Origin of the sequence: Streptomyces piniterrae, from assembly GCF_005048155.1 — a bacterium.
Classification (GTDB): Bacteria; Actinomycetota; Actinomycetes; order Streptomycetales; family Streptomycetaceae; genus Streptomyces; species Streptomyces piniterrae.
The window spans coordinates 534,500-555,693 of record NZ_SUMB01000002.1; the positions used below are offsets into that span (position 1 = coordinate 534,500).

Genomic DNA, 21,194 nt, shown 5'->3' on the forward strand with positions numbered 1-21,194 from the left:
AGCCAGCCGACCCAACCAGGACAGCCGAGCCAGCAGAGCCAACCAGGCCAGCCGGGCCAGCCGGGCTCCCCGTCCCCAGGTCACCCGACCCAGCCGGGCCCCCCGCCCCCAGGACCTCAGGGCCAGACCGCGCAACTGGTTCCACAACACCAACCGAGGCAACCGAAGCCGTCCCGCAGCGCCCCCACGACCGCCCCCACGACCCGTTCCCTTGACCACGGCCTGGTGTGGTGCGCCGCGGCCGTGCTGCTGGGCGGCTTCCTCGTCTACAACTCCGTAGAGGTGGCCGAGGATCCCCCACCGCAGGACCGCCCCCCGAAGGTCGCCTCCGCCACCCCCAAGGCGGCCGCCCGCCCTGTCGGCCCGGCGCTGCCCCCTTCCGTCCCGAAGCGGCTCATCATCCCGGAACTCGCCATCGACGCCCCCTTCGCCCCGTTGTCGATCGGCCCGTCCGGTCAGCTCAACGCACCCCCCGCGGGGAACAACAACCTCGTCGGCTGGTACCGCGACGGGGTCTCGCCCGGCGAGCGTGGTTCGTCGATCATCGCGGGGCATGTCGACACCAAGACAGGACCGGGAGTGTTCTTGCAGCTCAGCACGCTCGGACCCGGGAGCATGCTCGACGTCGCCCGTGAAGACGGCAGCACCGCCACGTTCAAGGTCGACTCCGTCGAGACCTTCAGTAAAGCGGACTTCCCCAACGACCGGGTCTACGCGGACACGCCGTCCGCGCAACTCCGTCTGATCACCTGTGGGGGAGCGTACGACCACAAGGCAAGGGACTACGTCGACAACGTGGTGGTCTTCGCGCACCTGGTCTCCTCGAAGCGGGCCTAGTGCGCCGCCGCTGCCTTGGCAGCGGACCGGTCAGGTCGTCGCCCCTGTCGCCCGCCGTCGAGCGCGTGCGGCGAGGGCGCCGTTAGCATGCACAACCATGATCACTCGCCGAGCAGACGGCTACGAAATCGATACCGATCCGGACCGTCTCGACATCGACCTGATGCACAACTGGCTCTCGACCGACGCGTTCTGGGCTCTGGGCCGAAGCCGTGAAGTGGTGGAGCAGTCGGCTCGCGCTTCTCTCAATTTCGGTCTCTACGATGCGCACGGGGCCCAAGTCGCCTATGCGCGCGTCGTCACCGATCTGACGACCTTAGCCTGGCTCTGTGATGTCTACGTCGACCGCGACCACCGCGGCTCAGGTCTTGGCACCTGGCTGGCCGCCGCGGTGCGCGACCACCTCGCCCCGTACAAGCTCAAGCGGGTGCTGCTGTCCACCCTTGACGCGCACAGCGTTTACGCCAAGGTGGGCTTCGTCCCGTTCCCGGACCCCGAGAAGCTGATGATCATGGGCGCTGTGCAGTGATCATGAGCTCTGTGCAGTGATCGCGGGCCACGTCGCCGGGCGGCCGGTCTGTGTGTGAAGCCGGGCGTCCCTGCCAGGCGGCAGACCGGCTGTTGTCAGTGCCGGCGTCTAGGGTTCTCATATGAGTTCCTTGGCCGACCCGAGCGTCGCGTTCCTCTGGCAGACGGTTGTCTACCGGGACTTCGACGTCGAGCTCGACGAACCGGGCCGCCGCAGCGGTGCGGCGCTCGAGTTGCTGATGGCCGACCTCGGGATACCGGACGATGCGGAGGGCTTTGACCTCGTAGGCGAGTGGGCGGATCAGCTGTCCAGAACTCTCACGGCGGGGCTCCCCGCCCTTCTGGCACGGCTCTCCCACCCGGACACAACGGTGCGACGCATCCTGCCCGTTGTCTTCGCCTACGCGGACGCGCCCGCGGACGAGGTGGTCCCCGCCCTCCTGGCCCACAGCGCGAGCGACCCCGATGCCCCGGTGCGGCTCGGCCTGCTCTTCGCCCTGGGACTGCACTGCGATATTCCGGAGGTGCGCGACCACCTGCTCCGCCGCATGCGTGGCGAGCAGCCGGCAGACGCGCTGGGTGCCGCCCTGGGGCTGCTGCTCCCACCGGTCGCGGAGACCGACGACGAAGTGATCGAGGAAGTGCTCGACGTCCTCACACTGTGCGCCGGCCCGGCCGGTGAAGCGCTGTCGGAGCTGGCTTGGTGCGACCCGGAATGGGTCGGCCGCCAGGTGCCCTACGGCCCGGTGTCCGTGGTCGATGACTGGCTCACTCCTACACCCGAGCTGCGCTCCCGGTGGCTGACCCGCATGCTGTCCGGTCTGTCGGACGGCCGCCTCGATGCCGCCACGGCACCCATACTGATCGAGGCCGCGGACCGGTTGTTCCAGAAGGACCGCGACCTCTACGCGGACCATGCCGCGACCGTCGCATCGCTGGTTGAACACCCGCATCCCGTGGTGCGGCGAGAGGCCGTCGCGACCAACTACCTCCCCGCAGACACCGGCTATACCGAAGCCCTGGCGAGAGTCCTGCAGCGCCCGCCCCAGGGCCCTGCCCCGGACACGCAGGACCCTGACCCGGACATACAGGGCCCCGACCCGGACATGCAGGGCCCTGACCCGGACGTATTCGACAAGGCGCTGTACGTCCTGGCCCGGCGCGGCGATCCCCGGTGTGCGGCACCGATACGGGAGAAAATCGGGCGGGGCACGGCGCATGCCGGACTGCTCGACGTGGCGAAGGACTTGGCCGACCAGCTGTGGCCGCACGTCCGGGCGCGGCTCGGCCAAGAGCTTGCGGCCGCCGAGGTCTGCGCGCTGTTGCGTGGCACCTCACCATGGCGCGGGGGCGAGCCGGCCGTCCCGCAGGTCATCACCACACTGGAGAGGTTGAGCCGCGGCATCGACGCCACGGAAAGCCCCGAGTTCGACGAGCTCGAAGCGGCCTCCGCGGCCTGCATGTTCCTGCGCAAGTGGGGGCTGTCCGACCCGCGTGCACTGGCGACCCTGCGGAGAGTCTCCGTCGGAGAAGACCTGGAGATCGGGCTTTCCGCCATCCGCGCACTCATGGGACTTGGCGAGTCCTCGGACGACGAAGTCGTACAGCTGCTGCTGAACGTACTGGCGCGCCGTGCTCGTCCCGGCCGTACCGCCGGACGGCGGGGGTGGCGATTCGACACCAACGCCTGTGGCTGGCTTGGCGAGTTGGGCCCGCGCGCCCAACTCGCCGCCGCTTCCCTGCGCCGCATACGCGACACCACGACAGAGGCACACGAACTGCGCGTAGCCGCGGCCCATGCGCTCTGGAGGATAGACGGTGATGCGGATGGCGCCCTGCCCGTCCTCCGCGAGTACGCCACCTCGGAAGACCGCCTCGGCGCACGTGCCCGGGACGCCGTCAGACGTATCGAGTCCGCGCCATAGGAGCGTGCCAAGCCCCGCGGAGACGCTTCTACGGCGTGTGGCAGACCGCTTCGATGTTGTTGCCGTCAGGGTCGCGTACGAAGGCCGCGTAGTACGACGCGTGGTACTCGGGCCGCAGCCCCGGCGTGTGCAGGGACTCGGCCCCGGCGGCGACAGCGGCGGCGTAGAAGGCGTCGACGGCCGTGCGATCGGCAGCCGCGAAGGCGAGATGCACTTCACGGGCCTGGCCGTCTTCGCTTGTGGGGACCAGCCAGAAACTGTGGTGCTCGGAGGTGCCGAGGCCGAAGCCGACGAAGTCGCCGAATTCCTTGGACCGCTTGCCTCCGAGTGGCGCGAGAGCGGCTTCGTAGAAAGCGGAGCTCGCGGCCACGTCCTGTACCTGGATAGCTAAGTGATCAAACATGCAGCCAGCTTTCCATGAACTTCGTCAGTCTGTCTTCCGGATATCCGGTCTGTCTTCTCGATATCCGGCCGGTCGGCGTCCCAAGAGTGCCGCCGATTCGGCGAACTGCGAGCGCAAGTCGGTGCGCGCCCGAGCGAACGAGAGCAACGACGTGGACAGTGGCGATGCGGAGAACGATGATGCTGTCCGTCTACAGCGAAGGGGAGAATGACGATGCTATCGGTGCACGTCGCCCGACTGGGTGGGGGAGTTCACCTGAGTCGGAACGCCGACCGTACGTACTACGCCGCTAGCACGATGAAGATGGCCGTACTCGCGGCCCTGTACCGCAGCGACCTCGACCTCGACGCGCCGGTTCCGGTGCGCAATCGCTTTGAATCGGCCGTGCCCGCACCTCCCTTCGGTATCACCCCGGACTGGGCGGCCGACTCCGACACGTGGCAGCTGCTGGGCAAAAGCGCGTCACTGCGTTGGCTGGCGCGGCGCATGGTGACCCATTCGTCCAACCTCGCCACCAACATCTGTCTTTCCCATGTCGGCATCGACGCCGTGAACGAGGTCTGGCAGCTGGCCGGCGCCCGGCACAGCGTCACCCATCGCGGAATCGAGGATTCTGCCGCCCGCGCGGCCGGAGTCACCAATCTCGTCACCGCCGCCGATCTCTCGCGGCTCCTGTGCTGGCTCCCCCCTGAGCTACTCGATCAACTCGCCGCCAACGTGCACCGCATCGATCTACCGGCCGGACTGCCGGCGGGCACCCGGATCGCTTTCAAGAACGGCTGGGTCCGGGGCATCCGGCACAGCGCCGGCATCGTGTATCCGCAGGCCGCCCCACCGTATGTCATCGCCATTTGCTACTCGGGTCCGCTCGCCATGGGGAGGGATTCGGACGACCCCGCGGCACGGCTCCTCGCCAGGATTTCGGCCGGAATCTGGTCGCACCGACGCTCGTTGCCGGCAATTGGCGATGCGTTCTGACCGTCGTCCGACTATTGCCGTGGAGCGCGGTGGTGGTCGGGTCGTACGTGCAATGTTCCTTCAACTGATCCGTAGTTCAGGAGAAGTCATCTGGGGATCATTTCGGATTCCGGTGGATCCCCGGTCCTCATGGATGGCAAGGTGCTTCAGGGCCGCGGAGCTCTGCTGTCTACTGCCCTGCCCTGCCCTTCCGGTAAACCTCTGAAGGAACAAAAGTGTCCGTCAATATCAAAGAACGGCTCGTGCTCAAGCCAACCGTCACCGATTCCGATATTCGCAAAATGGCGTTGGACGGCGGGTGGGATCTCTACGATATAGGAGACACTTCGTCAGGTGTCTATGTAGACGTATGGTTCAGCGGAACTGTTGAGATCCGCTACGTGGAAGATGAATTCGTTGGCCAGCGCTACTTCACGCTGTGGGGCGATGGCAGCGGTGATGGAGATGGCGCTGGTGCGGGCAACGTGAAGCGGGACATCCAGGACGGTCTCGATCTCTGGTCGGTCGGCGAAGCGTTGGCCGCTCTTCGTCGAGCAGTCGACCGTGAGGAAAAGTTGCTGGCGATCTACGCTGCGGCTCTCTCGGCCACCGGCGAGCCGGACCAGCGGCTGATCGACGCCTTCCGAGCGATCGCGCGGGAGGAGGAAGACGCCGGCATCCGGCAAGCCATCGTCATCGCGACCGGATATCTCCCCTGGCCCGGACTCGTCGAGCTGGTCGAAGGGTTGCGTGATTCCGATCCTGTGGACCACGTCAGGCGTAACGCGCAGATCCTCCTGGACGGCCTCAGCCTCTATCCCCAGACGGCAGAGGGGGATGCACCACCCGTGCTGCTGCCCACGACCAACTGAAGGCGATTACCCGCAAGGCGGCTCGTACGGAAGATCCGGTGAAAGGTAGCGCTCCCACTGTTCCCGGCTGAGGGTGTTTCCCGTGCACAGGGGCCGTAGAAGTCGGCGCGCAGGCCGCATACGACGAGCGCTACGGGGGCGTGCTGGGGGAGAGGGCGGCTGAGTTCGGGATTGGCTTCTGGGGTTGGCTTCGGGATTGGCTTGGGGGTTGGCTTCTGGGTTGGCTTCTGGGTTGGCGGCGGGATCGAGTTCGTGGGTGAGGTTGCTGTCGACGTCACGATGGGGGCCGTCCCCGGGGCCGCTTTCAGCCACCGACAGAACAAGTCGACGAAGTCGCGCCGTTCTTGGCAGTTGGTGCACATGGTGAACATTCCCTCAAGCTGGTCAATGAGCACGACTAGCCGGACACCCGACCTGCGCAGCATGGCCACGCACTCCTCCGGCCCGGCAGCCACCACTGACGCCACGGTCTCCAAGTCCGCCTGGAGGGCCGCCGAGAGAGAGTCGGTGAAGGCCGTCAGCGGATGGGCGGTGGGGGTGAACACCAGACGCGGCCAGCGCCGTGACCCGGGCAAAGCGCTACCCGCCAGGGCAGGTACCAGCCCCGCTCTCAACAGTGACGACTTTCCTGCCCCGGAGGGGGCGACCACCATCAACGGGCCGCCATCGTGGAGACGTCCGTCCAGCCGGGTGGTGAGCTCGGCGATCAGCCGGTCACGTCCGAATAACCACCGTGCGTTCTCCGGCCCGAACGCGGCCAGGCCGGGGTAGGGGCACTCGTCCACCACGGTGCCCGAATCGACCCGGCGGATCCGGTGCACTCCGTCGTGGCTGTGTATGTGTACGTCCCGACCAGCCTGGTTGACCTGCGCATTCCCGGCTGCCTGCGCTTCGAGTCGGATCCGCTCCCCGAAAGGCGGACGCTCACCGGACCGCTGTACGCCCTCAGCGGCGTCCTCGGGTGGCTGCCCCATAACGCACCCCCGTAGCCCGAATCGCTCGGAGCCGAGAACGTCTGGTCAAGAATTCGGGGTCGGCAGGGCGCCACGGGAGGGGGAGGCACGGAAACCGGACCTGAGACTCGGGCCCGTTGAATGGACCCGGCGGCCACTCGTAGCATCGCCCAGTGTCGAGTGGAGTGGACCCAGGAGGGTGTGTTGAAGATCTTCGTCTCCTCCGACATGGAGGGCACCGCGGGTGTCGTGGACTGGTCGCAATGCACACCCTCGGAGCCTGAGTTCGCCTACTACCGGGGCCTGTTGCAGGAGGAGGTCAACGCCGCGATCGAGGGGGCGGCAGCAGGTGGCGCGACCGAGTTCCTGGTCAACGACTCGCACTCGAAGATGGCCAATCTGCGGCCCGACGCCCTCGCGGGCCGAGCCCGCTACCTGTCCGGACGGCACAAGCCCCTCTACATGATGCAGGGCTTGGACGCCTCGTTCGACGGCGTCTTCTTCGTCTCCTACCACGGCTCGATGTCGGGCACCCCGGCCACGCTCTCGCACACATACAACCCGCAGGCCATCAGCGAGGTGCGGCTGGGCGGTGTGGTGGCCGGGGAGAGCGGCATCAATGCCCTGGTCGCGCTGGGCCACGGCGTCCCGGTGGTGCTGATCACCGGTGACGACACGACGGCCGCCGAGATCGAGCCCTTCTGCCCCGGAATCCGCAGCGCCGTGGTCAAGTCCTCGGTGTCCCGATTCGCAGCGGACAGCCTTCATCCAATGGAGGCGCGCGAACTGATCCACGAGGCGGCACGCGACGCCGTACGTGCCCTGCCGCAAGCCGCCCCGCCACACATCACGCTGCCCGCGACACTGACCGTGCGGTTCCGCAATCCGGACCTCGCCGAGATGGCCACGTGGATCGCCGGAGTGGTTCGTATGGACGCGGTAACCGTCGGGCTGACCGATGAGGATCCGATCCGCCTCTACCGCAAGTTCGTGACGGTCGTCATGCTCACGCGAGGCATCGCGGAGTAGCGACGGAGGACGGCTCGACGTCGGCTGCGGCCCGCTGAGGGAGCTCGGGCTTCGTCCCCCGTCCGTGAGAAGATCCTTTCGCCGTGTGTGCGCTGGTTCCGAGCGTGTGCTGATTCTGACTGTGTGCTGATTCCGACTGTGGAGGGCGGCCGTGTACGCGATATCCCTGGGCGACGACGGCGCCGAGCTGCGCCCGCTCGAACCATGGCGGGCCGAGGAACTCCTTGCTCACATCGACCGTGGACGGGAGTTCATCGGGCAGTACATCGCGCTGCCGGACGCGGTCGCGGACCTGGAGTCGAGCCGCGCGTTCCTCCAGGCGTACGCGGAGAAGGCCGCGGCCGACACCGGGCGGATCCACGGCATCTGGACGGACGGCAAGCTCGTCGGCGGAGTCCTCTTCCGGACCATGGACATCCAGCAGGGCACCGCCGAGGTGGGCTGCTGGCTGGAGCCGTCCGCGGTGGGCAAGGGGCTGGTGACCAGGGCCGTACGCGTACTCATCGACTGGGCCGTCGGGGAGCGCGGCATCCACCGCGTGGAGTGGCAGGTCTCGGCGGCCAATGAGCCCAGCATCGCCGTCGCCCAGCGGCTGGGGATGACGAAGGACGGGGTGCTGCGCGAGAGCTACCTGTACCGGGGCAAGCGGCACGACATCGAAGTCTGGTCGGTGCTGGCACCGGAGTGGCGGTCGGTCGGGCGGGCGGCCTAGAGCGCCTGGCGCCGCGGCCGTCCCACATACGTGCGCGTGCGGGTGTACTCGGCAAAGCCCATGGATTCATAAAGCCGCTTCGGCACCGGGTAATCGGCGTCGCCCCGGGAACAGACGACGGCGCGATGCCCGCCCGCATCGGCGAAGGCATGCAGCACCGCGATGCATACGGCCCGCGCGAGGCCGAGACGGCGGTGGTCGGGATGCGCGCCGACCGGTTCGAACGTACCGATGCCATTGGCCTCGTCGTACCAGCCCTGGCAATAGGCGGCGACGGCACCCTCGGGAGACACCACGACGAGGTCGAACTCGGCGCGGTAGGGCCATATTTCCCTCATGCGGGCATGGCGTTCGGTCGTGACGCGGGTCGACCCGAAGGCGGCGCGGTGTGCCGCTGCGCGGCCGGCCACGTCGGCATGGCTCTGCTGGGCGCGGATCGTATAGCCGTCCGGCAGGCGTGGGATGGCCGGCAGGCCGGTCAGCGGACGGCCCAGGCACGCCATGAACGGGCCGTCGACGACGGGGGTGCCCCCGCTCGGGCGAGTCCGAGACCGAGACCGAGATCGGGGGAGCGTGTAGCCACGTCGCTCCAGTACGCTGACCAGGTGCGGTTCGGTCTCCGCGACCTCCACGCTCAGCGTGCCACCGGCGGTCCGCTCGGCCCAGGCGAGCACCTCGTCGGCCAACTCCGGGCGGCTCGGATCGACCTGCAACATCAAGTTGTCGGGGAGTTCCAGCCAACCCCAGGCCAGCGTCTCGTCCCCGTGGCTCCAGACCGCCGTCGGGCACTCGTCGGCCCGGTCGAGGGACAGGCACCAATTCCAGGTGAGGTCGCCGACGTGCCGGTAGCCGGTCATCGGGAAGGTCCGGGTGGCCAGACTGTGCATGGCAGGCAGCGCCACGGGACCGAAGTATTCATGGCGTCGCATGGGCGCCATGGTGTCCAAGCGGCTCGTGATCAAGCAACGGAATATCGGCCAACGCGGCTGCGTCAGATGCAAACGCCCATCGCCGACCTGGAAGGCCGGCAGAAGATGGCCAGTCGGGATGCGGTGCCGCCAACGACCCCTCGTCGGACCGCAGATCGGCGTACGTACGCCGGGCCGCCAGTGCGGCCATCGCCGCGAACTGACAGCTCCCAGGTATGAGTTGAAGTTTCCCGATTCGGTACGAGCGCCCGACACGCTACTGTGCGGACGTGCTCAACACGGGGAGGCAGCGATGCAGGTGAGGCGACAGCAACGTACGGGGCAGGGCGCTTCGTGAGCAGACGGCGGTACGTGGCCAGGGGAGTACCGGGCGGTTACCGGATCTGGGACAACAGGGGGCGTCGGTGGTGGGGCGATCACTACGAACTCTGTCCTGACGATCTCCTCAGCGAACTGAATGGCAAGGCGGACTACGAGAAAATCACCGCACTTCTCAAGCGCTATCGGGCTCAGAAGCGTTAGGGCGTTTCCGGTAGACCATGAACGGACTGGTCGACGCCATTGTCAGCGATGGGAAATGTCGTGAGGAATGCGATGCGGTCGTGGGGAATGCGATGCGGTCGTGGGGAATGCTATGAGGTCACGGGGAATGCGATGAGGTCGTCGGGGTGTTCCGTCACCCTGTTCGCCGCCGCATTCGACCACGCCACCGGCACGGCACCTATGTCCGCATTGGTAGCCCTCGGCAACTGACTCCGCCGGTGTCGCGCGGCCTAAGGCCTACAGGTGGAAAAGCTCCCGGAGACTGGGTCCGGCCTCTTCCCCGTCGCGCATGGCTTCCACCACCGCCTGATGGAAATTGCGGCTGGCCTCTTCCGATTCGCATGGGACGGGGCTGCCGACCATGGTGAACCAGTCCGCCGATCCGGTGTACTGCACCGCTACGTGCGCCTCGCCCTCCGACCAGGTCGTATGGACGGTCAGATCGCCTTCGATCACCCCGGCCTCTTCCGTACGGACCGTGCCGGGGCGTGCGTGGATCCCGACGGTCGTCCAGGATGCCCAGGTCATGATGCTCCCCCTTGGGGCTGGGGGCCGCGGCCGGCGGCCGGGCGCGATGCCTTAAGTCTGACACTGGCGGTACGGAGACGCAGGGGATCGACAGGCGGTTTTTGGGCTCACACACGATCCGTGTGTGACGGAAGGAGCGCTCCGGCGTAGCGGTTGGGTAACACGCTGAATGCATTGAATTGGCGATTCCGAAGGTATGGGACCATGATCGGGACACCTTTCAATGCTCCATGCGGTAATCGCTCGCCGAAACATAGGTGAATTTGGATTCGCCGGGTTGGTGGGATTGGTGGGAGGGGAGCGCTGCCCCCGTCAAACCGTGTCGCGCCAAAGAGACGGTCTCAGCCTGCGAGTCCGACCCGCTCCCTCCCACCGTTTGCCCCAGCTGCCACCGGATGGCGTGCTGTGTCACCCTCCGCTGGCGCTTCAAGACGATGAGTGCTGCGGCCTCTAGTGGGCCGGCAGCGAATGCAGCCACTCGGCCAACAGCCGATTGACGTCGTCGCTGCGTTCCTGCTGGACCCAGTGCCCGCAGCCTTCGAGGATGTGCGAGGAGGAAAGGCCCGGAAGGGTTGTGGGATAGGCCTTGATGGCGTCGGCCAACCAGATGGTGGGGCCGTCGTGCTCTCCGCCGATGAACAGCGAGGGCTGGCTGATCGGCGCCCCCTCCCATGCGGCGAGGTCTTCCCAGTCCCGGTCGACATTGCGATAGCGGTTGAGCGCTCCGGAAAACCCGGTCCGCTCGAATTCATTCGCGTAGAAATCGAGGTCGGCCTCGGTCAGCCAGGCCGGGAGGCCATCGCCCAGGAAACGGTCGGAAAGCTTTCCGCCCTTGGGAACGAGGAAGAGGCTGCCGGCACCGTCCGCCGGCATCGTGTCGCCCGAGAGGCCTGCGTAGAACCCCGCCAGCCACCCGCGGACATCGAGCTCGATCTCCGCCTCCGCCCGGCCCGGCGTCTGGAAATAGCTGATATAGAACTCGTCCTCGCTGCCACCCATGAGAGCGAAGGCATCAGTCGGTCGGAATGCGCTGCGAGGAGCATAGGGAACGCTGAGAAGTCCTACGGCGGTGAAGACATCGGGCCTGAGAAGCGCCGAGTTGGCGGCGATGGGGGAGCCCCAGTCGTGGCCGACGATCACCGCCGTCTCTTCTCCGAGTGCCTGCACGACCGCGACATTGTCGTCGATATGAGCCAGCATCCGGTATGCCTCCACGTCGAGAGGCTTCGCGGAACGTCCGTAGCCGCGAACGTCGACCGCCACCGCGCGATAGCCCGCCGCGGCGATGGCCGGGAGCTGGTGGCGCCACGAGTACCACGACTCAGGAAACCCGTGAACCAGGAGAACGAGGGGGCCACTGCCCTGCTCGACCAGATGAATACGGCCTGCGGGGCCGTTCACCAGCCGGTGTTTCACATCCAGCTCCGGTGCGGAGGACGGTCCTTGGTCGTCCGTCAGTGGGGCGGACGAATCGGTGGGCGGCAATTCGGCGGACTGAGTCATGGGCCGAGGTATGGGCTGCGACATATCGCTCCTTGAGGGCCAGTCATGTCGGTGGTAGCGGTGCGGTGGTGGCGGCCATGTCGGTGGTAGCCGTGACGGAGTGCACCACCCACCCCGACCATGCCCTAGTAGTAACAGGCAACGCGAGACTTGTTGGCGCTTCAGCAACGACTGGGCGTCCGCGCCTCACAGGCCGTTCACGCTGGCCCGGCCGGCCATCGACAGGGGCTTGCGCGGCTGCGGTGTCGCACGCGCGCGGCGCTTGACGTCCGGCTTGCGTCGACGCCCACCTGCCAGCAATTGACGGCTCCGAAGCGCCATTTGAATTTCAAACCGGGTACGCGGGTCACGCAGCCGGGACCCGAACAGCTTCTCAATCTGACGCATGCGATAGCGCACCGTCTGCGGATGAATGCTGAGCGCCTTGGCGATTTCCGGTGCCCCGCCGCCACCCAGCCATGCCAGCAACGTCGCCTCCAAGCGTGCGCACCGCTCCGGCGTCAGCCCCGCGAGCGGACGAAGCCGACGGGAGACGAGGGCGCGTGCCAAGGACTCGTCCTGGAGGATCACGAGGGACGACACATGGTCGTCGACGAACACGACCCCGGCACCGCCCCCACCGCCGACTCCGCTGCCGAGCCCGCTCCCGGCTCCGCCACCGAGCCCGCCGCCGAAACCGTCAACGGCTCGGCCACCCATTCCGACTCCATTGCCGGCCCCGCCATGCCCGGTCCCGTCACAAGGCCACGCCATATCCAGTAGTCGGCGCGCCCAGCGCACAGAAGCGGCAGCGTTGTCAGGGGAAACAGCGTGCCCGACCGCGGCAGAACGACAGCGCAGCACTCCGAGGAGCCGGGCCTTTTCATCGGCGAGCGGGCCGGGAACGAGCAGGCACGGTGTGCGCTCGGGCGCTCCGACGAGACAGTCGCCCAGTGCGGAAGCCACAAGGTGGATATCGGTGCCGGTCCTGAGCGCGACGGCTCGCACCCTTTCGGGCAGGGGCCAGTTGGCCAGCCGGCTCAGTTCATGCAGTGCTTCCGGGGGCATCGAGCCATCCCCGATGAGAGCGGCGAACAAGGCCCGGCGGGCTTGTTGGGTCGTCGCGGATCGCGGCTGGCCCAAGCCGACGCCATCATCCGTTTCGTCGTCAAAATCTTCGTCAAAATCGTGAGGTGCGCCGCCATACGTACCGCAATCCGCCGCACCCTCATCGGCTACACCGCCCTTCATCCCGCCCTTCATGCCGTCTTTCATCCCGGCCTTCGCGCCTTCGCCGTCCGCGCCGACGTCGCCCGAAGGCCGCGGCCCGCAGTCGACGGCGTCGCGGAGTACCCCCTCGACCAGCCGCGTGACCCGTACGTGCCCAATGCGTTCGATGAGGCCCCGGAAACCGAGGGAACGGTCGGCCAGCGATTGCGTGATCAGCTCGGCGAGTGCCGCGCGTTGGCCGCAGTCGTCCTGCGTGCCGCCGCGCCGGATTAAGCAGGCGCTGTCGAGTGCGCTGCCGATGATTGCTTCACCCATAGTGACCTCATTCATCTGGATTCATCCCGGAAGCCGCCGAACACGGCCGGTTCCTGGAGCCGGCTGAAATTTCGACGCTCGGCCCGGCCGCAGTGCATCCGCGGTCAGGCGCCGGCCAGCGCACCTCCGCCGGCCAAGATGCGCTGTTGATGGGAGGGTATTCCCTACCGTTGCGTAAGCAATGGCCAGCATCGCAAGCGCCCTGCCGATGTGACCGAGCGGGTGCCGGTCGTCGATCGATCCGCTCCGGCATTTGTTCTACATGACCGGGCACGTGCCTTTGGCACCTGACGGAGATCCGTCACATTTGAGGTGGAGTCTGCCTGAATTAAGGTGCCGTTAGAACGTTCCTGACACCAGAAATCCCTTTGTGGCGGCGGGAGTACCGCCGGGTCTGTCGTCCGGGGCCCTGAGTCCCTCTGACTCCCCGTCGGCCGCACCGAAGCCGTTCAACTCGTGCACGCACCGTAAACGACAGCAAACATCCTGGAGGTCTGCAGTCCATGCGACCTCCGGCGGACGCCGTCATGCCCCACCATCGGGGCGGCGCAGGCAGCGGCGATCACGCGGTGACGTTGTGTGTCGGTGGCGTCTGGCACGATCGAGGCATGCCTGACACGTTCAAGACTCGAGTGATCGACGTGACGACCGGCTCACGGGAGACGGTCTATGACCTGACCCATGAGTGCGAGCGCTTCCTCCGGGATTCGGCCCAGGGACAGGACGGTTTCCTGAACGTCTTCGCTCCTCACGCGACCATGGGCGTCGCCCTGCTGGAGACCGGCGCGGGAAGCGACGACGACCTGCTGGCGGCCCTCAAGAAACTGCTCCCGGCCGACTTCCCCTGGCACCACAAGCACGGCAGCCCGGGCCATGGCAGGGACCATGTGTTGCCCGCACTGGTTCCACCACACGCCACACTCCCTGTCGTTGGGGGGAGGCTGGCGCTGGGTACGTGGCAGTCCGTCTGCCTGGTGGACACCAATGTCGACAACGTCAACCGTCAGGTTCGGTTGAGCTTCCTGGGCTGACCAAGATCGCCCTGGGGGCAGGATGTCCTCTCGGCTGCCGCGGCCGTCGGCGCCCACATCATCGGCCGGGCTGACGACGGGGGAGGTCTCGGGCGCCACGGACCCGATGATGCGGCCGAAGCCGGGTCCTGTCCTGCGCCAAGGGCGCCACCGGTAAAGCCACTGTCATCGCGGGCGGCGGCTACCGTGGCACCGATCTGGTTAACCCGTACCGATGTGAGAAAGGGCGGACTGGACTCCCGGTTTGGAAGGAGAAAACATCACGCCTCCCACAAGGCCCGCGCATGCGTCGAGCACGAATTCGCCCGGATGAAGGGCTGGGAGACGCCCCGCGATTCCGGTCGCCGGAGTACCGCGCGTTGGCGAGAGGTATGGCGTCTTTGAACCGCGGGGGCGGTCCGCAGTAGCCGCGGGATTCCCACTACCTGCAAGGCGGGTGAGGTCAGGACTGCTGTAGCCAATGTCCGCGGCAGCGGCCAGGACAGCCCTGCCGTGGCTCGATGACGGAAAACCGCTCAATGATGCCGATCGAGGGGATGGCGACCGAAGGAAAAGATCCTTCAGGCCTTGGGACGGTTTCCATGACGATCGATTCGCAATGCGCCTGGGCGCAGCACAGCCCGTTCGAGGGCTCCCGGACGGGAACAGCGCCGAAGGCCGGCGGCCGCAGTGCTTGGGCCGCTGAACGGGACAGCGCCGCGGTGGGGACGCATCTTCGGCGACTGGGCCTGGGGCACGTTCGTCCTCACGGTTGCGGTCGGATCCGCCGTGTTCATCATTCTGGCAGCCGCCTGCCACATGTGAACTCCCGCTCCTGTCGGACGCAGCCGAATCCTCTTCGATCCGGAATCCCGGCAGGGGCGGGACCGCGCTCACGTGCGGTGCTCGGAAGAGACGAGGTGTCAGATGGCGGAGGAGTACGCTCAATTGTCCCTGAAGGCCATTCTCGCTCTGTTCGAGCCCAGCGAAGCCAGACTCCTCACCCCTGAGCCGCAGGCCGACGTCCAAGTGACCGCACACGCGGTCCTGGATCTAACGGAGCGAGCCGGGACCCTGCACCGGGGCGCTCTTCTGATCGCGGTCGGAATCTCTACCGCCGACACCGGACTGCTCGACGCACTGCCCGCTCTTGCCGACGCGGGTGTTGTGGCGATCGCGCTGAAAACACGTGGTTCACGGGCCGAGCCGCTGGTCGAGACCGCCACAGCGGCGGGCGTCGCCGTGGTGGACATCGCCGAGGAGATCCCGTGGCGGCATGTCGACGCGCTACTGGGCGCCGCCATGGGCGGGGTCCGGAATGGCACACCCAACTCCTCCCCGGCGGACGCGGTCGGTGACCTCGCGGCGCTGGCCGATGCCGTGGCGGCGAGGGTGGGTGGTGCCGTCACGATCGAAGACCCGCAGATGCGGGTGCTCGCCTACTCCCATATCCCCGGTCAGCCGATCGACGACCTGCGCCGCGAAGCCATCCTCAGGCGCCAGGCCTCCGATGATTTTCTGCAGGCGTGGCGACGAGTCCAGGTCACCCAGGGCGTGATCCGGATCGACGACCTCTCCCCCCTGCCCCGCCTCGCGGTGGCCGTGCGGGCGGGAACGGATGTGCTCGGTTCCATCTGGGTGCTCCAGTCCCCGGGTACACGGTTCAGTTCCGTGACAAAGCGAGTTCTGTGCGAGGCCGCCCAGAGTGCGGCACTGCAGCTGCTCAGGCTCCGCTGTGCCACGCACCGGGAACGCCGGGCACGCGGTGAACTGCTGCGCGCCCTGATGGCAGGTGAGTTCGACTCCTCGCCGACGGCCAGGCTCGGCATCGAGCGCGGCCGCATGACCGTACTCGCCTTCAGGCTGCCGTCCTTGTCGGAGACCCCCGCCGATGTCGTAGGCCTTCAGGCGGCCGACCTGGTTGCCGCCTGCGCCGAGACGATGGCACGCCGCTCCTCCTGTGTGGTGGAGGGCCACGTCGTCTACGCCCTGCTTCCGCTGCCGGACGAGCTGTCCGCGACGCACGGGGCGGTCGCGCTGGCCAGGACCGTCCTTGGCCGGGCGGAGGCGTCCTTGCGTATCCGGTTGCGCGCGGGCATCGGCTCGGCCGTGGCCCACCTCACGGAGGTTCCGCGCTCACGTCAGGATGCCGACCGGGTGCTGACCGTGCTCGCAACCGGGCATCACGGCCGCCGGATCGCGTCCATCGAGGACGTACGCTGCCAGGCGATCCTGCTGGAGCTCGGCGACACCGCCGTCCGCGACCCGCGGTCGCGGCTGGGCTCGGTGGCCGCGATTCTGCGCCACGACTCGGAGAAGCAGGCAGAGTACGCCAAGTCCCTGCTGACGTACCTCGAGGCGTTCGGTGACATCGCCGTTGCCGCGGGCCGGCTCCATGTGCACGAGAACACCCTCCGGTATCGCCTGCGCCGGATCACCGAACTGTTCGGCGTGAATCTCTCCGACGCCGACGAACGCCTTGTGCTCTGGCTGCAACTGCGGCACCTGTGCCGGGTCCGGCATCAGAAGAAGCGCCATGCCTGCTGAGGAACTCCGCTGCACGTCTGCATCTGGATCGGTGTTCCGTTCGCGGTCGCAGGACCTCTCACGTCCAGGCACATGCCCTTGTACCCGACGAGTCTGCTGTCGGACGTGAGACTCCATCGCTGGGCAGGAGTGTCCGCGCAGGACCAGAGCTGCACCGGGGTACCGCCTGCCGCGCGCGGGCCGCGCACCTCGAGACACTTGTCGGCGAATCCCTTGATGTGCCCATCGCCGGTCAACACCCATCGTTCTTCGGGCACATTGATGCAATCCCACAGCTGGACCCCCGTCCCTGTGTCGGAAGACGGACCGAGGACGGTCATGCACTTGCTCGCATAGAGACTTTGCAGTTGAGACGTGACCGTGGCGGTCGCGGACGAAGCCGGTGTGGTGGCTTTTCTTGTCGTCGACGGAACGGGGGAGCCGGAGTGTGCGGCCGAACCAGCATGAATCGTCGGGGACTTCGTGCTGGCTCCCGCGCCGGCGTTGTGGTTGCCCAGCCTGGATTCCAGAAAGGCCGTGGATCCGGCCGCGGCCGCGATCACCGCGAGCGTCATGAGTGCGCGACGGACCGAACGCGGGGGAGAGCTGTCGCCTGGTCGGCGCTCCCGTGGCTTGGTGAGTGGCGCGGTAGCGGATGGGCCGACCTCGGTCTGTTTCGCCCTGCGGTTGCCGCGCTCTGCGGGCCGAGGGGCGGTTTCCGCCGCGGCGGAGGCGGTGTACGTGGCGCGCGCAGCCTGGAGGCGATCCAGGAAAGCGCTGGCGTCCGCGGGCCGGTCCGCGGGTTCGCTGGACGTGGCACGCGTCAGCAGACGTTCGACGCCATCTGGTGGGTTCTCGCCGAAGATCCCGTAGAGAGTGACCGCCGCTGAGTAGACGTCACTTCGGGTGTCGGGTTGCCGACCTCTGCCCAATTCCGGGGCGAGGTAGCCCGGTGATCCTGCCGGCGCGTTGAGCGTGTGCCGGTCGACGGGTTTGGCAATTCCCATGTCGCACAGGACGGCCCTTCCTTGCCGCAGGAGAATGTTGCCGGGCTTGATGTCGCGGTGGATGTGACCTTGCCGGTGGATCTCGGCCAGGCCCGACAGCACGTCCTCAGCGAGTTCGAATGCGTCCTCACGCGACAGGGGAGGGCAGCGGTGCAGTCGATTGTCGAGCGACTCGTCGCACAATTCTGTTGCGATCCACGCCGAGCCATCAGCCGGTGCATCGGCCCACAGAAAGCGAACGATGTTCGGATGGCCTGACAGCCGACGGTGCAGGGAGCATTCTTGCCGAAATCGGATGTGTTCGTCCTCGGTGAGCGACCGCTGCCAGACCTTGAGCGCCACGACATCGTCGAATGTTGTGCTCTTCGCCCGGTGGACCACGGATGAAGAGCCCCTGCCCAAAACGCCCAGACTCACGAAATTGGCGGGCCCCAGCGGCACATGACGATCCTGGCCTGGTATGGCACCCTCAGTCATCCCTGAACTCCTCCGCGGGGGAGCCGTTCCACATCGGCGGCCGTGATCCGGAAGTGCGAGACGAGTATCTGCGCGACCTCGTAGTAGTCGGGCAGAGCAAGTGCCCGCCGTCGGTTGCCCTCCTCCGCGCCCCGCTCTTCGGTGGTTCGAGCCCGGTCCTGTCCGAACGTCCACAGTCCGCGGCGCAACTGCGGATCCGCGGGTATGCCGAGTTGTTCCTGCTCCCGAACCAGCCGCAGCAGTAAACGGTCCTTCAATTCGGGAGAGGCATCGGTGTAGTGCGTGCACAGCTCGCCGACCAGCATGCGGACCTTTTTGAGGCTCGGTTCACCGATGCGTGACATCACCTCGCGGTACGAGGCCGGCAAATACCCGCCGGCAAGGAGAGGCTCGCAAAGAGCTGCGGCTATGTGCCGCAGATGTCGGGGAACTTCGGGGACCCTGGAGAGGGTGGGGATGTCCAGGCCGTAGGTGAGCATCTCGGGTGCGGGCTGGTTCACCTGGCGTACCTGAAGTTCGCAACCGTCCGGACCCAGCACGGTGCACACGGGCCTGGGAATGCTGCGGGCGTCTCCGCGTGCCTGCTCGTCACGGCGGCGACGCAGTGGCTGTTCCGGCGGCATATGAGGTATCCGCAGGTGGAGTTCGTGAGTCGTGGACAGGTTCCGCAACCACAACTCGCCCTCCATCCGCCAGATTCTTCCGGCGACCCTGGAGAGCTCGCGGCCATTCAGCGCTGACCAGATCACTATGTCGCACGAGGTGTCGTCCCTGCCGAACAAACGGGAATCGCCCTCTTTGGCGAACTCGAATGAGATGTCGGGTTCACCTGTGTAAGTCACTGTTAAGAACGGCTCAGTCATGGACCTGTTCCCCTCGCGTAACAGTGCGCCAAGCTTAGCCCAAAGGTCGCCTTGGCCTGTCGTGGTCGGAGAGCAAGATGCCGCCACCTGAGACGCTCCGAACGGCAGGTGGCACCATTCCCGAACGTTCCTCAGGTGCGGACGTACCGATCCCGTCACCGGCGATGTGACGTGGCAAGGCAGCTCCCAGAGCGGCGAGTTGAAGTGTCCTCGGGGCAGATCCGACAGCCGTCAGAAGGGCTCTTCTGAACGCGGGCCCGGCCTTCTCGGCAAGTTCGAGGACGGTGTGCGTGGTCACCTGGACGTCGGTATGAGGCGGTGCGGCGAGGAGGCCGGCCTCGGAGGGCCCGAACAGAGCGAGCAGCTGCTTCAGGATGTGTATCCGTGCCGGCTCGTCAAGTGCCACCCCCTTGGACGCTGTGATCCGGTTCGGCGCAGAGGCCCCCGCGAGGCCCGTCCCTTCGCCCATGCGGTCGTGCGAATGCAGGGCAGCCGGATGCGCGGGCATCTACGGCGCCGCGAAGCGGCTGGGCCGGGCTGCACGCTTCCGCGTGCGGCCCGGCCCAGCCTCAGCTCCTAGCCTCCGCAGTACGCCTTGGCTTCGTCAGAGGTCATCGTCCGGGTGTGCTGGCTCACGCTGCCGGCGTCCCCCTTCGGCGCGGTTTCCGTGAAGGGCAGATACCAGTAATAGTGGCCGTGGTACCGCTCTCCGAAGTGCATCTCGAACGTTCCCGAGGTCTCCAGCAGGGTCGGCTGGCGGGTTACCCAACCGACCTGACGCGCGGGCACGCTGATGGAGGTGGTCTGCTGCTCCGTGTGAGCTTTCGACCACTCGTGCCCGTACGACACCTGGAGGGAAGTCTTGAAGACCTCCCAGAAGCCGGCCTCGACGCCCACACTGACGCCGACGCTGTTGGACTCGGTGTCCGTGTCCGACCAGCTGACATTCATCATCTGCGAAACATCCGTGCAGTTGAAGACGGACGTTCCGACCTGGTGACTCTCGCCCGGGACCTCCTTCGGCGGACCGTCAGGGTGGAAACCGCAGAAGTCGGTGCCTGCGCCGCACTTCTCCAGCAATTCACGCGAGGATGGAGTGTCGTCGGCCTGTGCGGAGGGCGCGAGCAGGATGCCGCATATGGGGATGAGCGCCACCGCGAGGGTCGCGGCGCGGATTGACGTACGCATGAAGTCTTTTCTCCTTTTGGGTTGGTCGGGACTGATCCGGGCCATGAGGCGTGAATCCGAAGGGATCAGTCGAATCTGACGGACCTTGCGCGGTCGTTCATGAACGGGCCGATGTCGGGCGTGGGCGCCTTGATCGGGCCGTCGCGGTCACCGCCGAGGTTCGCCTCGGAGAAGAGATTGATCCAGCAATTCGCCCATGGTTGCACCGAGCTGATCACGTCGGACCATTCGTCCAGGTTCACCGCAAAGTCCGAAGCTCCGTTGCCCCGACACGGGTGGCTGCCCGTGAGGGTCAGGGTGGTGCCGCCGTAGTCCTTGTCCGTGAAGAACGTGCCGATGATGACATCGCCGTTCGCGCCGCCGACGTCTTCCATGAGTCGTGACGTCTCCGCACGGAGTTCCTGGAGCCCCGAGCCCCCGGAGGCCGCCTTCAGGTTGTCCGGTGCGTCGGTGATCCGGCCGCCCGATGCCGTGGAAATCGCGGCCGAGAAATTGCCGTAACAGGTCTGACGGCCCGTATCGAGTGCCAATACGCAGTGTTCGAGGGCTGGTTGACTTGCCCGGGCGGGCGGCGCGGCAGCCAGGCAGCCCAGCCCTGCGGCCGCGGCCGCCACGGCGGCCAGGGCGCAACGCGGGAGTTTTCTGATCATGAGCAGACTCTCTTCTGCGGGGGGGCGCTTGCTGTTTCATCAAGCGCTTCCTGTGCAGCCCACCGTGGTGGTGAGCGATCGGGAGAAGCCTGCAACGATCAGGGGGCTCCGGTCTTTGTCGTCCGCTCTCAGACAGCCGCGCCGGATTCGTCGCCGATTCCTAAGACAAACGGCGGCGCAGTTCACCGGTGCAGCTGACCTCGGCCATCTCGCGTACGCGGCCCTGACTG

General features: G+C 66.8%; 21 protein-coding genes and 1 pseudogene. 12 read left to right on the forward strand and 10 right to left on the reverse strand.

The features are described 5' to 3' along the window. Nucleotides 1-222 precede the first annotated feature (222 nt). The 3 genes from FCH28_RS06660 to FCH28_RS06670 all read left to right on the forward strand — a co-directional run bounded on the left by FCH28_RS06660 (nucleotide 223) and on the right by FCH28_RS06670 (nucleotide 3,290). Complete coding sequence (locus FCH28_RS06660; protein WP_246102560.1) at nucleotides 223-837, forward strand: class F sortase; 615 nt, start codon at nucleotides 223-225, stop codon at nucleotides 835-837. Between the two features lie 97 nt (nucleotides 838-934). Beyond that, a complete protein-coding gene (locus tag FCH28_RS06665) occupies nucleotides 935-1,366 on the forward strand; it encodes a GNAT family N-acetyltransferase (RefSeq protein ID WP_136738757.1) in 432 nt (143 codons plus the stop codon). A gap of 121 nt (nucleotides 1,367-1,487) precedes the next feature. Continuing rightward, nucleotides 1,488-3,290 carry a hypothetical protein gene (locus FCH28_RS06670; RefSeq protein WP_136738758.1) on the forward strand — a complete coding sequence of 601 codons (1,803 nt, stop codon included), beginning with the start codon at nucleotides 1,488-1,490 and terminating at the stop codon, nucleotides 3,288-3,290. A gap of 28 nt (nucleotides 3,291-3,318) precedes the next feature. Here FCH28_RS06670 and FCH28_RS06675 read toward each other — a convergent pair whose 3' ends face one another. Further along, the gene (locus tag FCH28_RS06675) at nucleotides 3,319-3,693 is read right to left on the reverse strand and encodes a VOC family protein (RefSeq protein ID WP_136738759.1); all 375 of its coding nucleotides are present in this window, start codon (nucleotides 3,691-3,693) and stop codon (nucleotides 3,319-3,321) included. Nucleotides 3,694-3,906: 213 nt separating this feature from the next. Between FCH28_RS06675 and FCH28_RS06680 the strand changes: the two genes are divergently transcribed. Together FCH28_RS06680 and FCH28_RS06685 are read left to right on the forward strand one after the other, a co-directional pair. After that, nucleotides 3,907-4,671, forward strand: a complete 765-nt coding sequence (locus FCH28_RS06680) for a serine hydrolase (RefSeq protein ID WP_136739148.1) — start codon at nucleotides 3,907-3,909, stop codon at nucleotides 4,669-4,671. 215 nt (nucleotides 4,672-4,886) lie between these two features. Next, on the forward strand, nucleotides 4,887-5,522 hold the full coding sequence (locus tag FCH28_RS06685; protein WP_136738760.1) for a HEAT repeat domain-containing protein: 636 nt from the start codon (nucleotides 4,887-4,889) through the stop codon (nucleotides 5,520-5,522). On the opposite strand, the gene FCH28_RS40015 is transcribed toward FCH28_RS06685, so the two are convergent. Then, nucleotides 5,465-6,343 carry an ATP-binding protein gene (locus FCH28_RS40015; RefSeq protein ID WP_425471890.1) on the reverse strand — a complete coding sequence of 293 codons (879 nt, stop codon included), beginning with the start codon at nucleotides 6,341-6,343 and terminating at the stop codon, nucleotides 5,465-5,467. The genes FCH28_RS06685 and FCH28_RS40015 overlap by 58 nt on opposite strands. A 6-nt stretch (nucleotides 6,344-6,349) precedes the next feature. Here FCH28_RS40015 and FCH28_RS37950 point away from each other — a divergent pair, with 6 nt between their 5' ends. The 3 genes from FCH28_RS37950 (at nucleotide 6,350) to FCH28_RS06695 (ending at nucleotide 8,216) form a co-directional block, all read left to right on the forward strand. Then, complete coding sequence (locus FCH28_RS37950; RefSeq protein WP_169314068.1) at nucleotides 6,350-6,511, forward strand: hypothetical protein; 162 nt, start codon at nucleotides 6,350-6,352, stop codon at nucleotides 6,509-6,511. Nucleotides 6,512-6,676: 165 nt separating this feature from the next. Beyond that, a complete protein-coding gene (locus tag FCH28_RS06690; protein WP_246102562.1) occupies nucleotides 6,677-7,504 on the forward strand; it encodes a M55 family metallopeptidase in 828 nt (275 codons plus the stop codon). Nucleotides 7,505-7,655: 151 nt separating this feature from the next. After that, complete coding sequence (locus tag FCH28_RS06695; protein WP_136738762.1) at nucleotides 7,656-8,216, forward strand: GNAT family N-acetyltransferase; 561 nt, start codon at nucleotides 7,656-7,658, stop codon at nucleotides 8,214-8,216. On the opposite strand, the gene FCH28_RS06700 is transcribed toward FCH28_RS06695, so the two are convergent. After that, a complete protein-coding gene (locus FCH28_RS06700) occupies nucleotides 8,213-9,178 on the reverse strand; it encodes a GNAT family N-acetyltransferase (protein WP_246102466.1) in 966 nt (321 codons plus the stop codon). The two genes, FCH28_RS06695 and FCH28_RS06700, sit on opposite strands and share 4 nt — an antisense overlap. A 300-nt stretch (nucleotides 9,179-9,478) precedes the next feature. Here FCH28_RS06700 and FCH28_RS39000 point away from each other — a divergent pair, with 300 nt between their 5' ends. Beyond that, entirely contained in the window at nucleotides 9,479-9,667 is a 189-nt protein-coding gene (locus tag FCH28_RS39000; protein WP_127153537.1) for a hypothetical protein, read from the forward strand. A gap of 258 nt (nucleotides 9,668-9,925) precedes the next feature. Here FCH28_RS39000 and FCH28_RS06710 read toward each other — a convergent pair whose 3' ends face one another. The 3 genes from FCH28_RS06710 to FCH28_RS39005 form a co-directional block, all read right to left on the reverse strand. Beyond that, nucleotides 9,926-10,216, reverse strand: a complete 291-nt coding sequence (locus FCH28_RS06710; protein WP_136738763.1) for a hypothetical protein — start codon at nucleotides 10,214-10,216, stop codon at nucleotides 9,926-9,928. Between the two features lie 450 nt (nucleotides 10,217-10,666). Next, complete coding sequence (locus FCH28_RS06715; RefSeq protein WP_136738764.1) at nucleotides 10,667-11,719, reverse strand: alpha/beta fold hydrolase; 1,053 nt, start codon at nucleotides 11,717-11,719, stop codon at nucleotides 10,667-10,669. A 186-nt stretch (nucleotides 11,720-11,905) separates the two neighbouring features. Further along, nucleotides 11,906-13,243 (reverse strand): helix-turn-helix domain-containing protein, encoded by a 1,338-nt coding sequence (locus FCH28_RS39005; protein WP_246102468.1) that lies wholly within the window; start codon nucleotides 13,241-13,243, stop codon nucleotides 11,906-11,908. 608 nt (nucleotides 13,244-13,851) lie between these two features. Here FCH28_RS39005 and FCH28_RS06725 point away from each other — a divergent pair. The 3 genes and pseudogenes from FCH28_RS06725 to FCH28_RS06730 all read left to right on the forward strand — a co-directional run bounded on the left by FCH28_RS06725 (nucleotide 13,852) and on the right by FCH28_RS06730 (nucleotide 16,800). Further along, a complete protein-coding gene (locus tag FCH28_RS06725; RefSeq protein ID WP_136738765.1) occupies nucleotides 13,852-14,274 on the forward strand; it encodes a YjbQ family protein in 423 nt (140 codons plus the stop codon). A 128-nt stretch (nucleotides 14,275-14,402) separates the two neighbouring features. After that, nucleotides 14,403-14,610 (forward strand): annotated as a pseudogene (locus FCH28_RS39010) (IS5/IS1182 family transposase); the annotation flags it as partial. 570 nt (nucleotides 14,611-15,180) lie between these two features. After that, on the forward strand, nucleotides 15,181-16,800 hold the full coding sequence (locus FCH28_RS06730; RefSeq protein ID WP_136738766.1) for a helix-turn-helix domain-containing protein: 1,620 nt from the start codon (nucleotides 15,181-15,183) through the stop codon (nucleotides 16,798-16,800). Here the strand turns inward: FCH28_RS06730 and FCH28_RS06735 are convergent. From FCH28_RS06735 to FCH28_RS06750, 4 genes are all read right to left on the reverse strand, one after another. Continuing rightward, a complete protein-coding gene (locus tag FCH28_RS06735) occupies nucleotides 16,776-18,263 on the reverse strand; it encodes a protein kinase domain-containing protein (RefSeq protein WP_136738767.1) in 1,488 nt (495 codons plus the stop codon). The two genes, FCH28_RS06730 and FCH28_RS06735, sit on opposite strands and share 25 nt — an antisense overlap. Next, nucleotides 18,260-18,763 carry a hypothetical protein gene (locus FCH28_RS06740; protein WP_136738768.1) on the reverse strand — a complete coding sequence of 168 codons (504 nt, stop codon included), beginning with the start codon at nucleotides 18,761-18,763 and terminating at the stop codon, nucleotides 18,260-18,262. The genes FCH28_RS06735 and FCH28_RS06740 overlap by 4 nt, the downstream gene beginning before the upstream one ends. A gap of 939 nt (nucleotides 18,764-19,702) precedes the next feature. Then, complete coding sequence (locus FCH28_RS06745; protein WP_187363769.1) at nucleotides 19,703-20,314, reverse strand: hypothetical protein; 612 nt, start codon at nucleotides 20,312-20,314, stop codon at nucleotides 19,703-19,705. 65 nt (nucleotides 20,315-20,379) lie between these two features. Then, complete coding sequence (locus FCH28_RS06750) at nucleotides 20,380-20,928, reverse strand: hypothetical protein (RefSeq protein ID WP_246102470.1); 549 nt, start codon at nucleotides 20,926-20,928, stop codon at nucleotides 20,380-20,382. Nucleotides 20,929-21,194: the final 266 nt, after the last annotated feature.

What these genes read in the sequence shown, in the direction of transcription:
- FCH28_RS06665 (WP_136738757.1), top strand. Translation starts at nt 935, where the DNA reads ATGATCACTCGCCGAGCAGACGGCTACGAAATCGATACCGATCCGGAC.
- FCH28_RS06670 (WP_136738758.1), top strand. Translation starts at nt 1,488, where the DNA reads ATGAGTTCCTTGGCCGACCCGAGCGTCGCGTTCCTCTGGCAGACGGTT.
- FCH28_RS06675 (WP_136738759.1), bottom strand. Translation starts at nt 3,693, where the DNA reads ATGTTTGATCACTTAGCTATCCAGGTACAGGACGTGGCCGCGAGCTCC.
- FCH28_RS06680 (WP_136739148.1), top strand. Translation starts at nt 3,907, where the DNA reads ATGCTATCGGTGCACGTCGCCCGACTGGGTGGGGGAGTTCACCTGAGT.
- FCH28_RS06710 (WP_136738763.1), bottom strand. Translation starts at nt 10,216, where the DNA reads ATGACCTGGGCATCCTGGACGACCGTCGGGATCCACGCACGCCCCGGC.
- FCH28_RS06715 (WP_136738764.1), bottom strand. Translation starts at nt 11,719, where the DNA reads ATGACTCAGTCCGCCGAATTGCCGCCCACCGATTCGTCCGCCCCACTG.
- FCH28_RS39005 (WP_246102468.1), bottom strand. Translation starts at nt 13,243, where the DNA reads ATGGGTGAAGCAATCATCGGCAGCGCACTCGACAGCGCCTGCTTAATC.
- FCH28_RS06725 (WP_136738765.1), top strand. Translation starts at nt 13,852, where the DNA reads ATGCCTGACACGTTCAAGACTCGAGTGATCGACGTGACGACCGGCTCA.
- FCH28_RS06730 (WP_136738766.1), top strand. Translation starts at nt 15,181, where the DNA reads ATGGCGGAGGAGTACGCTCAATTGTCCCTGAAGGCCATTCTCGCTCTG.
- FCH28_RS06735 (WP_136738767.1), bottom strand. Translation starts at nt 18,263, where the DNA reads ATGACTGAGGGTGCCATACCAGGCCAGGATCGTCATGTGCCGCTGGGG.
- FCH28_RS06745 (WP_187363769.1), bottom strand. Translation starts at nt 20,314, where the DNA reads ATGCGTACGTCAATCCGCGCCGCGACCCTCGCGGTGGCGCTCATCCCC.